At 54.8% G+C, this 15,260-nt stretch carries 12 protein-coding genes; 11 read left to right on the forward strand and 1 reads right to left on the reverse strand.

Annotated elements, in window-relative coordinates:
- The 3 genes from BJF95_RS00500 to glf all read left to right on the forward strand — a co-directional run.
- A partial coding sequence (locus BJF95_RS00500; protein WP_175577168.1) for a putative Ig domain-containing protein occupies nucleotides 1-2,161 on the forward strand: 2,161 nt, incomplete at its 5' end.
- A 600-nt stretch (nucleotides 2,162-2,761) separates the two neighbouring features.
- The gene (locus BJF95_RS00505; protein WP_075637488.1) at nucleotides 2,762-4,816 is read left to right on the forward strand and encodes an O-linked N-acetylglucosamine transferase, SPINDLY family protein; all 2,055 of its coding nucleotides are present in this window, start codon (nucleotides 2,762-2,764) and stop codon (nucleotides 4,814-4,816) included.
- A gap of 2 nt (nucleotides 4,817-4,818) precedes the next feature.
- On the forward strand, nucleotides 4,819-5,982 hold the full coding sequence (gene glf / locus BJF95_RS00510) for a UDP-galactopyranose mutase (protein WP_075637544.1): 1,164 nt from the start codon (nucleotides 4,819-4,821) through the stop codon (nucleotides 5,980-5,982).
- Between the two features lie 10 nt (nucleotides 5,983-5,992).
- Here glf and BJF95_RS00515 read toward each other — a convergent pair whose 3' ends face one another.
- Nucleotides 5,993-6,901 (reverse strand): LysR family transcriptional regulator, encoded by a 909-nt coding sequence (locus BJF95_RS00515; protein ID WP_075637489.1) that lies wholly within the window; start codon nucleotides 6,899-6,901, stop codon nucleotides 5,993-5,995.
- A gap of 177 nt (nucleotides 6,902-7,078) precedes the next feature.
- On the opposite strand from BJF95_RS00515, the gene BJF95_RS00520 reads away from it, so the two are divergent.
- The 8 genes from BJF95_RS00520 to BJF95_RS00555 all read left to right on the forward strand — a co-directional run bounded on the left by BJF95_RS00520 (nucleotide 7,079) and on the right by BJF95_RS00555 (nucleotide 15,260).
- On the forward strand, nucleotides 7,079-8,293 hold the full coding sequence (locus BJF95_RS00520) for an ABC transporter substrate-binding protein (RefSeq protein ID WP_075637490.1): 1,215 nt from the start codon (nucleotides 7,079-7,081) through the stop codon (nucleotides 8,291-8,293).
- A 17-nt stretch (nucleotides 8,294-8,310) separates the two neighbouring features.
- The gene (locus tag BJF95_RS00525) at nucleotides 8,311-9,096 is read left to right on the forward strand and encodes an ABC transporter ATP-binding protein (protein ID WP_075637491.1); all 786 of its coding nucleotides are present in this window, start codon (nucleotides 8,311-8,313) and stop codon (nucleotides 9,094-9,096) included.
- A gap of 1 nt (nucleotide 9,097) precedes the next feature.
- A complete protein-coding gene (locus tag BJF95_RS00530; protein ID WP_075637492.1) occupies nucleotides 9,098-9,799 on the forward strand; it encodes an ABC transporter ATP-binding protein in 702 nt (233 codons plus the stop codon).
- 3 nt (nucleotides 9,800-9,802) lie between these two features.
- On the forward strand, nucleotides 9,803-10,690 hold the full coding sequence (locus BJF95_RS00535; protein ID WP_075637493.1) for a branched-chain amino acid ABC transporter permease: 888 nt from the start codon (nucleotides 9,803-9,805) through the stop codon (nucleotides 10,688-10,690).
- A 1-nt stretch (nucleotide 10,691) separates the two neighbouring features.
- Nucleotides 10,692-11,669, forward strand: a complete 978-nt coding sequence (locus BJF95_RS00540; protein ID WP_075637494.1) for a branched-chain amino acid ABC transporter permease — start codon at nucleotides 10,692-10,694, stop codon at nucleotides 11,667-11,669.
- 60 nt (nucleotides 11,670-11,729) lie between these two features.
- Nucleotides 11,730-13,325 carry a GMC family oxidoreductase gene (locus tag BJF95_RS00545; protein WP_075637495.1) on the forward strand — a complete coding sequence of 532 codons (1,596 nt, stop codon included), beginning with the start codon at nucleotides 11,730-11,732 and terminating at the stop codon, nucleotides 13,323-13,325.
- Nucleotides 13,326-13,340: 15 nt separating this feature from the next.
- Nucleotides 13,341-14,225: a 3-hydroxyisobutyrate dehydrogenase gene (mmsB, locus tag BJF95_RS00550; RefSeq protein WP_075637496.1), complete on the forward strand. Its 885-nt coding sequence runs from the start codon at nucleotides 13,341-13,343 to the stop codon at nucleotides 14,223-14,225.
- Between the two features lie 99 nt (nucleotides 14,226-14,324).
- Complete coding sequence (locus tag BJF95_RS00555) at nucleotides 14,325-15,260, forward strand: MYG1 family protein (protein WP_075637545.1); 936 nt, start codon at nucleotides 14,325-14,327, stop codon at nucleotides 15,258-15,260.

Raw genomic sequence — 15,260 nt, forward strand, 5'->3', positions numbered from 1 at the left:
CGCCTCATCTGATGCCACGCTTTCGAACCTGACGCTCTCAAGCGGCACGTTGTCTCCAAGCTTTGCCTCTGGCACGTTGAGCTACACGGCAAGTGTTGCAAACGCGGTGTCGACGTTAACGGTCACGCCGACGGTTGCGGATGCAACGGCGTCTGTGACGGTCAATGGTACGCCTGTCACATCCGGTTCAGCGTCCGGCACGATTACGCTTGCTGTTGGAGCCAATGCGATCACGGTTGAAGTGACGGCGCAGGATGGTTCCACGAAGGTGAGCTATACGGTAAACGTGACGCGGGCCGCTGCTGCTTCTATCGTTTTTTCGCCAGCTTCCGGCCCTCTTAGCAAGGGAAGTGTCGGGGTAAATTATAGTCAGACCTTGACGCCTTCAGGGGGGAGCGCACCTTACACTTTTGCGGTCACCAGTAATGTTCTTCCGGCTGGCCTCACACTGGATTCATCCACGGGTGGGATCAGTGGAACACCAAGCGCTGCAGGTGAATATGCATTTACCGTGACGGTAACTGACGCCAATGCTCAAACAGCTTCTGTTAATTATCAACTTTCAATTGCTGCTGCGCCGACGAGTTTGGTCTTTTCACCAGCAGGCGGTGCTTTGAGCGAGGCGATGGCGGGCGAGGATTATCGTCAGGAGATTGTTGCAAAAGGCGGTACGGGCACTCTGATTTACAGCATTGGATCTGGCACGTTGCCGAAAGGCCTTGTCCTGAATGTGTCGACCGGAACGTTGACCGGTCCTCTGGAAGCCAAAACAGAGGGGGACTATTCCTTTAGTATTTCGGTCAGTGATACGGGTGGTGCCACCGCAGCGGCAAATTACACGCTCAAAGTCGCGCCGCGTGCTGTGACCGCGCCAAACAAGGAGATCAATGTTACTGCGGGTTCGACACCTCCCGATGTCTACCTTAATCGCGGGGCAACGGGTGGACCGTTCTTCTCGGCAGAAATTGTCGTGGTTGAGCCGCCAAATGCTGGCACGGCACGGATTGTTCAAGGGCAATTGGCCCAGGCCACGTCGTCTTTCATCCCCGTCGGCTGGTATTTACAGTTTACGCCAAATCCGAGCTATTCCGGCCAGGTCAAGGTTAATTATCGATTGAGCAGCACGTTGGGCCTCTCCAACACCGGCATTGTGACCTATAATCTCGGCTATGATGCTGCCGTGGTTGCGCAGGATATTGATGCGCTTGTCCATGGCTTTGTACGCTCACGGCAAAGTTTGATTGCCGCGTCGCTTCATATTCCAGGCCTTATGGAACGTCGGCGTCTGGATTCGGTGACAGATCCTGTAACGACGGTCGTGCTGCCCTCGTCTGAGGGGCTCTCCTTGGGCTTTTCAACCAGTCTGGCGCAAATGGAAGCTGCTCGCAATCATGCCGATGGCATTGAGGGCGGCTCGGATACCCGGTTTAATATCTGGGTTGACGGTATCATTGCCCTGCACAACCGAAAAGACAACGGCAGCCAGTGGGGCAGTTTCGGCATGCTCTCTCTCGGGGCCGATTATCTCTTGACCGACAAGGCGTTGCTGGGGGTGTCTCTTCATTATGACAGAATGACCGATCCCACAGACGATGATGCCAAGTTGACCGGAAATGGTTGGCTGGTTGGGCCTTATGCATCTTTCGAGTTGCAAAAAGGCATATTCTGGGACACCAGTGTTCTTTATGGTGCCTCCTCGAATACCATCGATACACGCTTCTGGGATGGCCGCTTTGATACGACCCGCTGGATTGTGGATACAAAGGTAAAGGGACAGTGGGTCATTGGTGACTCAACTGTGCTGACTCCGAAGTTCAGAACCATCTATCTCTCCGAGACGGTGAAAGACTATGGTGTCAGCAACAATCAGGGCGACTTCCTTGGTTTGAAAGGTTTCACTGAAGAGCAATTGCGCGTCAGTGCGGGTGCAGATCTTGCCCGTTCCTTTACCTTGGAAAACGGATCGGTCCTGACACCCAAAATTGGCGCAAACGTCGGCTTTTCGGGGTTGAATGGTGCTGGTGCCTTTGGCGCACTTTCAGGTGGGCTATCGCTTGTGACCGACAATCAATGGGGAATGGAGGCCAACATTCTGTTCAATATTGAAGGCGATGGTGACAAATCCACAGCAGCCAGAGTGCGTGTCAGCAGAAAGTTCTGATCGGTTCTGACTGGTATATGTGCCGTTGCGCAGAAAAATCAATCGCGGGGAGGGGGCTTCCCGCGCGCAGGCCTCTGATGACTGTGTAGGGCTTTTGCGCCTTAACGCGTGATACGAGATTAAAGTGCCAAAGTTGAGCAGACACCACGGGCCACATGAATGACCGCATGTTTTTTGCCGCTCGGCTTCATCCCTTTTTCCGAGTACAATATGTCACGGTAAATCGCAGGGCTGATATACCCCGCGACCGTGTCGGCGTCATATTGCCAATGCCAAATACTTCTTGTGGAACAGTTGCTTTTCAAAGCAGCAAGGCCTCGCTTTATCCTGGCGCGGCCATCATCCTGTCTGCGAATCGGTTGCGAATAGGTGTCTGTTCGTAGATGATCGACTTTCGAGCAGAAGGCCGGATGCGGTGCGCAACCATTCAGTGGAAATTCTGCAGCACAGCATCGGCCGAAAAGTGGGAAGCGGTTTTCGGATAAATCCGATGAGTAAACAAAACTTAGAGCATCGGCCGAAAAGTGGGAACCGGTTTTCGATCCGCTGCTCTAAGAGGGATAAGACTGGCCTTTAGGCCTCACATGTTTGGGAAAACCAATGGCCGTCAATAATGCACCCGCTATGGATCCAATGCAGCCTCTCGCTGTTATGGTTGAGCACGCACGCATGCGGCGATTGTCGGTGCAAGACCTGTTCAGTTTTGCAGAAAACCGCGCTGCGAGCGGTCAACGGCAGGAAGCAATCGAGCTTTATAAGGCGTGGATTGCGTTTAACGAGGTGCATCCCTTTTTGCATCTGGTTTATTTCAATTACGCTGTCACGCTGCGTCAGGCTGGCGATATCACCGGCTCAATCAACGCGCTGACAGCTTGCTTGAAGATTGACCCGAAGTTTGGTCAGGCCCATATCAACCTTGGTCGGGCGTTTGAAGATAGCGGCCTGGCAGCGCTTGCAATCGAGCAATGGCGCAAGCTTTTGGATGTCACGGCTGAGAGCACGGCTGAAAAAGTCTCGCATCGGCTTATGGCGCTTCAGCACGTTGGCCGCGTGATGGAAAATGCCAACCTGTTGGAAGATGCGGAGGCGGCGCTGTGGCAAGCGATGGAACTGCGCCCCGATAAAAGCGAGTCGGCCCAGCATTGGACTGCCATCCGCCAACGCGCTTGCAAATGGCCAATATTGACGCCGTCTGAGCATGTCTCTCTGCGTCATCTGGTCGACGGCCTGTCGCCATTGTCTTTGGCTTGCTTTGCGGATGATCCGCTTTTTCAACTGGCCAAAGCCTATCGCTATAACAAATCTCTGGTCGGCCGCCCTGATACCCAACATTTTCCGCGCAAATTGGTGGCCCGCAAATCGGGAACGGGCCAGCGTCTTCGCGTTGGCTATCTCTCATCTGATCTTCGCGATCACGCAGTTGGTTTTGCGCTGCGCGACGTGTTGGAATTGCATGATAAGACGAGTGTCGAGATCTTCGCGTACTATTGTGGCGATCCGGTTACCAATGATGCGACCCAAAACCGCATGAAAGCAGCCGTCGATTGCTGGCGTGATATTGCGACGCTGAGTGATGAAGAGGCCGCACGGCAAATTGCTGCCGACGACATTGATATTTTGATCGACGTCAATGGCTACACGAAACATGCGCGGACACGCATTTTTGCCTATCGCCCGGCTCCCGTGATCGTCAACTTTTGCGGTTATCCCGGCACAATGGGTAGCCAGTTTCATCAGTATATGATCGCGGATGAGCATATTGTGCCGCCTGAAAACGAAATCTACTTTACCGAAAAAGTGCTGCGGATTGCCTGCAACCAGCCCATTGATCGCAAGCGGGAGATTGCCAAAACACCGTATCGTGCGGAGGCCGGTCTGCCGGAAGGGGCATTCGTTTTCGCCTGTTTCAATGGCATGCAAAAAATCACCGAGGCCACCTTTGCCCAATGGATGAAAATTCTGAAGGCGACGCCAGGCAGCGTGCTCTGGCTGCTTGGTGCCAGTGATGATGTGGATCAGCGCTTGCGCACTTTGGCAGAAGCCGCAGGCGTTTTGCCCGATCGCCTTATTTTTGCGCCCAAGGCACCTAATGCGCAGCATCTGGCCCGTATTGCGGTGGCTGATTTGTTTCTGGATACGTTCCCTTATGGTGCCCATTCGACCGCAGGCGACGCGCTGACCATGGGCTTGCCGGTTCTGACGGTGCCCGGAAAAAGCTTTGCGTCAAGGTTTTGCGCCAGCATTGTGCATGCAGCGGGCGTGCCAGAACTGGTCTGCAAAGATCCTCAGCATTATGTTGAACAGGCAATTGCTTTCGCCAATGCCCCCAAGACCTTGTTGAAGATCAGAAAGGCGCTGCAAGACCAGCGCGAAACCTCTGTTCTGCGCGACATTCCTGGGCTTGCTCGCCGTCTCGAAACCTTGTTCTGGCACATGCAGGAAGAGGCCGAACGGGGCGAAACACCGGTGCCGGACTTGCGCAATCTCGACCTCTATTACGAACTCGGTGTGGAACTGGTGCAGAGCAATATTGCCTATTGCGATGAGCAGACCTATCGCCAGCGCTATAGGGAAAAGCTGGCGCGTTATCACGACTATGCGCCCATTCCCTACGACAGCCGCCTCTGGACCGAGGAAGCTGCAGGAAAGCGTTGATGATGACGGCGGTTGAGGGCAAAAAAATTGCGATTGTCGGGGCCGGTCTCTCCGGTGCTGTCATTGGTCGCGCGCTGGCCGAGGCTGGAAATCAAGTTGAGATTTTTGACCGCAGGCCCCATATTGCCGGCAATTGCCACACCGAGCGCGATGAGCAAACGGATGTGATGGTCCATGTCTATGGACCGCATATTTTCCACACAGATGATGCGGAGGTCTGGAACTACGTCAACAGGTTCCAGACGTTCATGCCCTATAAAAATCGTGTCAAAACCACGAGCAAGGGGCAGGTCTATTCGCTACCCATCAACCTGCACACCATCAATCAGTTTTTTGGCAAGAGCTTTCGGCCCGATGAGGCGCGCGCCTTTCTTGAGACGCTGGGGGATGCAAGCATTGAGCAGCCAAAGACCTTTGAGGAGCAGGCGCTGCGCTTTGTCGGAAAGGATCTCTATGAAGCCTTCTTCAAAGGCTATACCCAAAAGCAATGGGGATGCTCACCCACAGAATTGCCAGCCTCGATTTTGAAGAGGCTTCCCGTGCGTTTCAACTATGACGACAACTATTTTTTCCATCGGTATCAAGGCATGCCAGAGAATGGCTATACCGATATGGTCGGGCAGATCCTTGATCATCCGAATATCTCACTGCATCTGGAAACGGCGTTTCAACGGGACCAAGCCGTTGGTTTTGCTCATGTGTTTTATTCCGGCCCGCTCGACGGTTATTTTGACTATCAATATGGCCATCTCGGCTATCGCACGCTGGATTTTGAGCGCTTTACCTATGATGGTGACTATCAGGGCTGTGCGGTGATGAATTACGGTGACGTGTCAGTGCCTTTTACGAGGATCACTGAACACAAGCATTTCTCTCCCTGGGAGAGCCACCAAGGCTCGGTCTGCTACCGCGAATTCTCCAGAGCCTGCGGGCCGAAGGACACGCCCTATTATCCCATCCGGCTGGTTGAGGAAAAAGAGCAGCTTTCGCATTATGCAGCCCTCGCCACGCAAGAGGCTCACGTGACCTTCGTCGGGCGGTTGGGCACCTATCGTTATCTCGATATGGATGTGACAATCCGCGAGGCGCTCGACACCGCAAAGCTCTATCTGTCCACGCTGGAAACAAACGCGATGATGCCTTCATTTTTGCATCCGCCGACATAGGGGTGCCTTTTCAAGGGGCATCGGTGATAAAGCGATGGGCATTGTCTTTTACGCTGCCGCGCAGAAAATCCATGATCGAGCGAATGCGTGGCACTTGCAGCATATCGTGATGGCAGACGATCCAGTAATCGCGTTTGAGCACGGTGTCTGGCAACACCGGGCGAAGCTCTGGATATTGGTGCGCGATAAACAGGGGCAGCACACAAAGACCAAGACCATTGCGGGTTGCGGTCAATTGCGAAAAGATACTTGAGCTTTGAAAACCGGGCCGAATTTTAGGATGAATGTCGCCCAGATAATCCAGCCCCGGCGCAAAGATCATGTCCTGAATATAGCCAATGAAAGCGTGGGAGAGCAGATCATCTGGTGTTTGCGGTGCGCCATTGCGCACAAGATAGTCTTTTGATGCGTAGATTTGCAGCTGATAAAAAGTCAGATGTTCAAAATGATAGGGGCCTGCTTTGGGTGGGTCCAGCACCACGGCAAGATCGGCTTCTTTGCGCGATAGCGACATGATTTGCTGAATGGTCACCAACTCCAGCGTGATAGACGGATGATAGTGGGAAAGCTCTGCCAATCTTGGCGCGAAAAAGAAATTGGAAAAGCCTTCTGGCGCTGACATGCGCACAACACCGCGCTGAACAAGATCTCCGCCCGACAGCTCTTCTTGCAGGCGGGCCGCCTCTTGCTCGACTTTTTCTGCGGTTTCCACAAAGCGATGACCAACAGGCGTGAGCACATAGCCTCGCGGGTTGCGCTCAAACAGCTTCACTTTCAAGGAAAATTCCAGTCGATCGATCCGGCGCGATACGGTGGCGTGGCTGGTGCGCAAATTACGGGCCGCGGAGGACAGCTGGCCCGAGCGTGCCACGGCCAGAAAGAACTGGAGATCATCCCAGGTAAACTGCATCTTTGCCATGGTTTAAATCCATCTGTTCAAAAATGAACATGTGCTGTTTGGAATTAATCCGCCAATTGTGTTGCGTCAATGATCAATATAGCCGACTATCGCACATGTTCGGCTGTTTTGAGGAGAACGGCTGGCCAATTTTGAACAGGTTCATCTCTGTTTGAACATCTCTGGGAGGGGAATATCATGCGAAATATGCTTTTAGCATCGGTTGCAATTTTTGTTGCGGGCGCGTCAGCGGTTTTTGCTGCGTCGGCAGGCGGCGTCTCTGACGGCAAGGTCAAGATTGGTATTTTGAACGATCAATCGGGCGTTTATGCCGATTTTGGTGGTAAGTCTTCGGTCGAAGCGGCCAAGATGGCGGTGGAGGATTTTGGCGGCAAGGTGCTGGGTGCGCCGATTGAAATTGTGGATGCCGACCACCAGAACAAGCCCGATATTGCCTCCAACATTGCAAGGCAATGGTTCGATCGCGATCAGGTGGATGCGATTATGGAGCTGACCACCTCGTCGGTTGCGCTTGCTGTGCAGGCCATCGCCAAAGAGAAGAAAAAGATCGACATCGTGACCGGTGCGGCAACCACCGAGCTGACAGGCAAGCAATGCAGCCCCTATGGTTTCCATTGGGCCTATGACACCCACGCTCTTGCCGTTGGCACCGGCGGTGCTTTGGTGAAACAGGGCGGCGACAGCTGGTTTTTCCTCACAGCCGATTATGCTTTCGGCTATTCGCTGGAGCAGCAGACCAGTGAGTTTGTGAAAGCCAATGGCGGTAAGGTTTTAGGCTCGGTGCGGCATCCTTTGTCCACCAGCGATTACTCCTCCTTCCTGTTACAGGCCCAGTCTTCTGGCGCAAAAGTGATCGGCTTGGCCAATGCTGGTGCTGATACGCAAAATGCCATCAAGCAGGCAGCGGAATTTGGTATTACCCAAGGCGGTCAACGTCTCGCAGCTCTGTTGTTCACGCTGGCAGAGGTGCATGGTCTTGGTCTTCAGGCAGCACAAGGGCTGACACTGACAGAAGGCTTTTATTGGAACCGCGATGATGAAAGCCGCAAATTTGGCGAGCGCTTCATGAAACGCACCGGCAAGATGCCCAATATGATACATGCGGGCACCTATTCGGCGGTGATGCAATATCTGAAAGCGGTTCAGAAGGCTGGCACCGATGATACTGACGCCGTGGCCAAGGAATTGCATGAAATGCCGGTGGATGATGTGTTTGGCCGTGGTGGCACCGTGGGTGCCAATGGCCGCATGATCCACGACATGTATCTGCTGGAGGTGAAGAAGCCTTCCGAGAGCAAGATGCCGTGGGATTATTACAATGTGCTGGCCACCATTCCCGGCAAGGAAGCCTATATCGATCCGGCCAAGAGCGGTTGCGATCTCGTCAAGTAAACAGGCTGGAAACAATGATGAACGCATCCGTTGAACAGATGGAGCGCTCAGAGCCACGGGTGGTGTTATCCGCCCGTGGCCTGCGCCGGGACTTTGGCGGCTTCACCGCCGTGCGGGATGTTGATCTTGATGTGCATGACCGGCGGGTTCATGCGCTGATTGGGCCAAATGGGGCTGGCAAAACCACGGTTTTCAATCTTCTGACCAAGTTTTTACAGCCAACCGCTGGAAAAATTACCCTGCTGGGCGAGGATATTACGCGCACTGTACCGGATAAGGTGGCCCGCAAGGGGCTGGTGCGATCCTTTCAGATTTCGGCGGTGTTTCCGCAATTGAGCGTTCTCGACAATGTTCGGGTGGCCTTGCAGCGCAAGAGCGGGCTTGCCCATCAATTCTGGCGGCCGTTGTCAGCGCTGAACCAATTGAACAGCCATGCTGAAAATCTGATCGCCACTGTCGGCCTCACACGAGAGCGCGATGTGCTGGCGGCGGATCTGTCCTATGGTCGCAAGCGGGTGTTGGAGATGGCGACCACGCTGGCGCTTGATCCGAAAGTTCTGCTGCTGGATGAGCCTTTGGCGGGCATGGGGCAGGAAGACATTGGCACGATTGCCAACCTGATCCGCGAGGTGGCAGCGACGCGCGCCGTGTTGATGGTGGAGCATAATCTCTCCGTTGTGGCCGATCTTTGCCACCATGTCACGGTGCTTCAGCGTGGCGAAATTTTAGCTGAGGGCAATTACGACACTGTCAGCCGCGATCCTCGCGTTAGAACCGCCTATATGGGCACGGAGGAAGACTGAAATGGCGGCTCTTCTCGAGATTAACAATCTGAATGCCTGGTATGGCGAAAGCCATGTGCTGCATGGCGTGAATATGACCATTGGCGAAGGCGAAATGGTGACGATTTTGGGCCGAAACGGCGTGGGTAAAACCACGACCTTGCGCACCATTACCGGCATCCTGCGCAAACGCCGTGGTGAAATCCGCCTCAACGGGCACGATATGATGCAGGTGCCGCTGCACCGCACGGCCCATCACGGTTTGGGCTATGTGCCGGAAGAGCGCGGCATTTTTGCATCGCTCAACGTGATTGAAAATCTGATGTTGCCGCCAGCCGTGGGCGATGGTGGCATGTCGCTGGATGAGATTTTCGAACTTTTCCCCAACCTGCATGAGCGGCGCAACAGCCCCGGCACGCGGCTTTCCGGTGGCGAGCAACAGATGTTGGCCATGGCGCGCATTTTGCGCACGGGCGTCAAACTTCTGTTGCTGGATGAGCCAACCGAGGGGTTGGCCCCGGTGATTGTGCAGCGCATTGGCGATGTTTTGAAAAAGCTGAAAGAGCGCGGCATGACGGTGTTGCTGGTGGAGCAGAATTTCCGCTTTGCCGCCCGTGTCGCCGACCGCTTCTATGTGATGGATCATGGCATGGTGGTGTCGGAATTTCCAGTTGGCGAGCTGCCCGAGCGTATGGATACGCTGCACACGGTTCTGGGGGTTTAGGTCATGACAATGATATTCGGCATTCCCCTTCAGGCCTTGCTGGGCCAATTGCTGGTGGGGCTGATCAACGGCTCTTTCTATGCGCTGCTCTCGCTCGGCCTTGCGATCATCTTTGGTCTGTTGCGGATCATCAATTTCGCCCATGGGGCGCAATATATGCTTGGCGCTTTCACCGCTTACTTGCTGCTTCAATTTGCTGGCATTGGCTATTGGCCAGCGCTGGTGCTGGCACCTGTGATTGTCGGTCTGGGCGGGGCTGTGGTTGAGCGGCTGTTCTTGCGCAGGCTCTATGATCTCGATCCACTTTACGGGTTGTTGTTCACCTTCGGTCTGGCGCTGACATTGGAAGGCACGTTTCGCTACCTCTACGGCGCATCCGGCCAGCCTTATGCCACGCCTGCGGCGCTGACTGGCGGCACCAACCTCGGCTTTATGTTCTTGCCCATCTATCGCGGCTGGGTGGTGATTGCATCTTTAGCCGTCTGCCTTGCCACATGGTTTCTGATTGAGCGCACCAAGCTTGGCGCATACCTGCGCGCTGCCACGGAAAATGCGACGCTGGTGCAGGTGTTTGGCGTCAACGTGCCGGTTTTGCTCACCTTTACCTACGGCTTGAGTGTGGCCCTTGCAGCCTTTGCCGGGGTGCTGGCGGCACCCATCTATCAGGTATCGCCGTTGATGGGGTCTAACACCATTATTGTGGTTTTCGCGGTCGTCGTTGTCGGTGGCATGGGGTCGATCATGGGGGCAATTCTGACCGGCTATATGCTGGGCATTGCCGAAGGCCTGACCAAGGTGTTCTACCCGGAAGCCTCCAGTATCGTCATTTTCGTCATTATGGCCATTGTTTTGCTCATCAGGCCGGCTGGCCTTTTTGGTCGGGAGAGCTGATATGTCTTCAAAATCATCGACACTTGCCGCATCCCGCTCGTCCATCAAGCTTGCACTGGGTTTGCTGGCTCTGGCCTTTTTGCTGGCAGCCCCCTTTTTCGTCTACCCTATTTTCCTGATGAAGCTGTTGTGCTTTGCCCTATTTGCCTGCGCCTTCAATGTACTGTTGGGCTATACCGGCCTTTTGTCTTTCGGCCACGCGACGTTCTTTGGAGCTGCGGCCTATTTCACCGCCTATGTGGTGAAGGAATGGGGCTTTCCGCCAGAACTGGGTATCTTGACCGGCGTGGTCGGCGCGGCATTCCTTGGGCTTATCATGGGCCTGCTGGCCATTCGTCGTCAGGGCATTTATTTTGCCATGATCACGCTTGCGCTTTCGCAAATGTTCTTTTTCTTCTGCCTTCAGGCCGAATTCACCCAGGGTGAAGATGGCATCCAGTCGGTGCCGCGTGGGCATCTTCTGGGCATGATTGACCTCAATCAGCCGCTGGCGATGTATTACACGGTCGCCGGTATTTTCCTGCTGGGATTGCTGTTCATCTGGCGGTTTGTGCATTCACCCTTTGGCATGATTTTGAAATCCATCCGTGAAAACGAAACACGCGCGCTGTCCTTGGGCTATGCGGTGGCCCGCTACAAGCTGGGGGCTTTTGTGTTTTCGGCCGCCCTTGCCGGATTGGCCGGAGGCATGAAGGCGCTGGTGTTCCAATTTGCGACCTTGACGGATGTGTCCTGGCAGATGTCGGGTGAAGTGATCCTGATGACGCTGCTGGGCGGCATTGGCACCATGCTGGGGCCGGTTTTTGGCGCAGGCATTATTGTTGCGCTTGGCAATTATCTGGCCACAACCGGCTTTCCTGTCACCATCATCACCGGCGTTGTTTTCATGGTCTGCGTGTTGGTGTTTCGGCGCGGTATTGTTGGCGAAATCAATGCATCTTGGATCGGTCGCAAGCTGGGTTTCAACCAACATTCTTGATGCAGAATGGTTGAGGGAATGAGCCTCAACCCTGCGCAATGCATTGTTGCGGAGTAGAAAATGGACATATTTGATTATATTATTGTCGGCGCGGGTTCGGCAGGATGCGTCTTGGCCAATCGTTTGGCGGCAGACAGAAACACTCGCGTTCTGCTGCTGGAGGCCGGTGGTAATGACAATTACCACTGGATTCATATTCCAGTCGGCTATCTGTATTGCATCAACAATCCGCGCACGGACTGGTGTTTTTCAACGGAGAAAGAAGAGGGGCTAAACGGTCGTGCCCTCAATTATCCCCGTGGCAAGGTTTTGGGTGGCTGCTCCTCCATCAACGGCATGATCTATATGCGTGGGCAGGCACGCGATTATGACCAGTGGCGGCAGATGGGCTGTGATGGCTGGGGTTGGGATGATGTCTTGCCCCTGTTCAAGCAATCCGAGGATTTTTACAAGGGCGCGGATGCACTGCACGGAAGCGGCGGCGAATGGCGGGTTGAGCGTGCCCCTGTGCGCTGGGCGGTGTTGGAAGCCTTTCAGCAGGCGGCAAAAGAGGCGGGCATTCCCGAAACTGCGGATTTCAACCGTGGCAGCAATGAAGGCAGCGGCTATTTTGATGTCAATCAGCGCTCGGGTATTCGCTGGAACACCTCGAAAGCGTTTATGCGGCCAGCCGTTGCTCGTGGCAATCTGACGGTTTTGACCAAGGCGCACACCAAGCGGCTGATCCTTGAAGGAGACACCGTGAAAGGTGTCGAGGTCCATCATGATGGCATCACCAAGCAGTTTTTCGCTTCAAAAGAGACGGTTCTGTCGGCTGGTTCGATCGGCTCGCCGCATCTGTTGGAACTTTCGGGTATCGGCAATCCAGAGGTTTTGCGAAAAGCCGGCATTGATGTTGTCCATGCCGCTCCGTCTGTGGGTGAGAATTTGCAGGACCATTTGCAGCTGCGTGTGGTTTTCAAAGTCACCGGCGTGCCGACTTTGAACGAAAAAGCCTCCAGCCTGTTCGGCAAAATGGCGATTGGTATGGAATATGCGCTGCGCCGCTCTGGCCCCATGGCCATGGCCCCAAGCCAGCTCGGTATTTTTACCCGGTCAGGACCGGACAAAGAGACGCCGGATTTGCAATTTCACGTTCAGCCGGTGTCGCTGGATAAGTTCGGCGATCCGGTGCACCGCTTTCCGGCCATCACCGCGAGTGTGTGCAATCTAAGGCCGGAGAGCAGGGGATCGGTGCATGTTCGTTCTCCCGATTTTGCCCTGCAACCGGCCATCGCACCCCATTATCTCACCAGCGAGCGGGATAAGCAGGTCGCGGTGCAGTCTATTCGCATTGCCCGCAACATTTCCAAGCAACCGTCTTTTGCACGGTTTACCCCGCAGGAATATAAGCCGGGAAGCCAGTTTGAAACCGATGACGATCTGGCCAAAGTGGCGGGCGATATTGGCACTACGATTTTTCATCCGGTGGGCACCTGCCGCATGGGGTCCGATCCAGACAGCGTTGTCGATCCGCGCCTGCGGTTTCGCGGGTTGAAACGGCTGCGGGTGGCAGATGCCTCGATCATGCCGACCATCACCTCCGGCAACACCAATTCACCGACGATCATGATCGCCGAAAAGGCGGCACAGATGATCCTCGCAGACAACAGATAAGAAGGAATGTGAGCAATGGCAAAGATTGCGTTCATCGGCCTTGGCAATATGGGATTGCCCATGGCGGCCAATTTGGCAAAAGTAGGCCATCAGGTTTCGGGTTGTGATGTGTCGGAAGCCGCGTTAGAGGCGGCCAACAAGCTTGGGATAGAGCCTGCAAAGACCATTGAAGAGGCCGTCGCAAGTGCCGAGGTGGTCATCACCATGTTGCCCGCTGGTCGTCATGTTATCACTGTTTGGGGCACGATTACGGCTCACGCATCAGCGGGTGCTCTGTTGATTGATTGCTCGACCATTGATGTCGACAGTGCGCGCAAAGCCCATACTATGGCCGAAGCAGCGTCGTTTTTATCGCTTGATGCGCCGGTCTCAGGCGGAACAGGCGGAGCGAATGCAGGCACGCTGACCTTTATGGCGGGTGGCACGGTTGAGGCGTTTTCAAAGGCCAAGCCTTTGTTGGAGGTCATGGGTGCTAAGATTGTGCATTGCGGAGAGGCCGGTGCCGGGCAGGCAGCCAAGATCTGCAACAATATGATTCTTGGTATTTCCATGCTTGGCGTGTGCGAAGCCTTTGCGTTGGGCGAACGGCTTGGTCTTTCGCATGAAGCCCTGTTCGCGGTGGCTTCCACGTCATCGGGCCAGTGCTGGTCGCTGACCAGCTATTGCCCGGTGCCGGGGCCGGTGCCAAATTCGCCAGCAAACCGCGATTATGCTCCGGGTTTTGCCGCACAATTGATGCTGAAAGATTTGAAATTGGCGCAAGATGCCGCTCTTGCCACCGGTGCATCAACGCCAATGGGCGCACAGGCACAGCAACTCTATAGCCTATTTGAAAAGCAGGGCCACGGCGGGCGTGATTTTTCTGCCATTATCGAGCTTTTACGCGATCATCAGGCCTAACCAACAAGCCTTGTTGCAAAATGCGGGAAGATGGGTTGAGCTTATCGGCCTCAAAGGCTATTTGCTGCCATGCATATCAACAACAAGGTTTACTCAGGCATGGCTCCAGCTTTTCTCGTCACCCATTCCGGTGGCTTTCATGCCGATGAATTGCTGTCCAGCGTCATCCTGACCCGGCTTTTTCCAGACGCGAAGATTGTTCGAAGCCGCGCACCAGAGTGGATTGCGCCTGCTGAAGACCGCATTGTCTATGATGTCGGTGGTCTTTATGATGCTGACCAGCAGATTTTTGACCATCATCAGCGCGGCGCACCGTTGCGCGACGATGGCCAACCGTATAGCTCGTTCGGCCTGATCTGGAAACACTATGGCCGCGATTATCTCGCAGCATCAAGCCTGCCTGAGGCGCATATCGAGGCGGTTCACACCTCGTTTGATGGCAGTTTTGTGTTGCCGGTCGATCTGGTGGACAATGGCGCGCTCAGCCCGGCAACGGCTGGACAATTGGCTGGGTTGACCCTGCCGGCGCTTTTGGAAACCTTGAAGCCTGTTTTTGATGAAACAGACCCGCAGGCCGAAGATCGCACCTTTCACGAGGCTTTGGCCATTGCGCGCAGCTTTGTTGAAGCCAGAATATCCAAAAGTGCCGCGAAGCTGCGGGCTGAAGCGGTGGTAGAACAGGCGATTGAGCGGGCAGGGCAGGGGCGCATTCTGGAATTGCCGATGGGCATGCCGTTCCGCCCGGCTGTGGTGAAAGCCGGTGCCGATCATCTGCTGTTTGTGGTGCATCCACGTGGCAATGACTGGACCCTGATTGGCATTCGCCGCGCTGACGAGGGCTTTGATCTGCGTGCAGATTTGCCAGCAAGCTGGGCCGGACTGACCAATGCCGATCTTGAGGCCGCCTGCGGTGTTGAAGGGGCCACCTTCTGCCACAACGGTCGCTTTATTGCGGCTGCCAAAACCCGCGAAGCGGCTCTTGCCATGGCCGAATTGGCCGTGAAAGAGGCGTTGGCTGTGGGCTTACCTGCTTAA

It is taken from the genome of Rhizobium oryziradicis (genome assembly GCF_001939045.1).
In the GTDB taxonomy this organism is placed as follows: domain Bacteria; phylum Pseudomonadota; class Alphaproteobacteria; order Rhizobiales; family Rhizobiaceae; genus Allorhizobium; species Allorhizobium oryziradicis.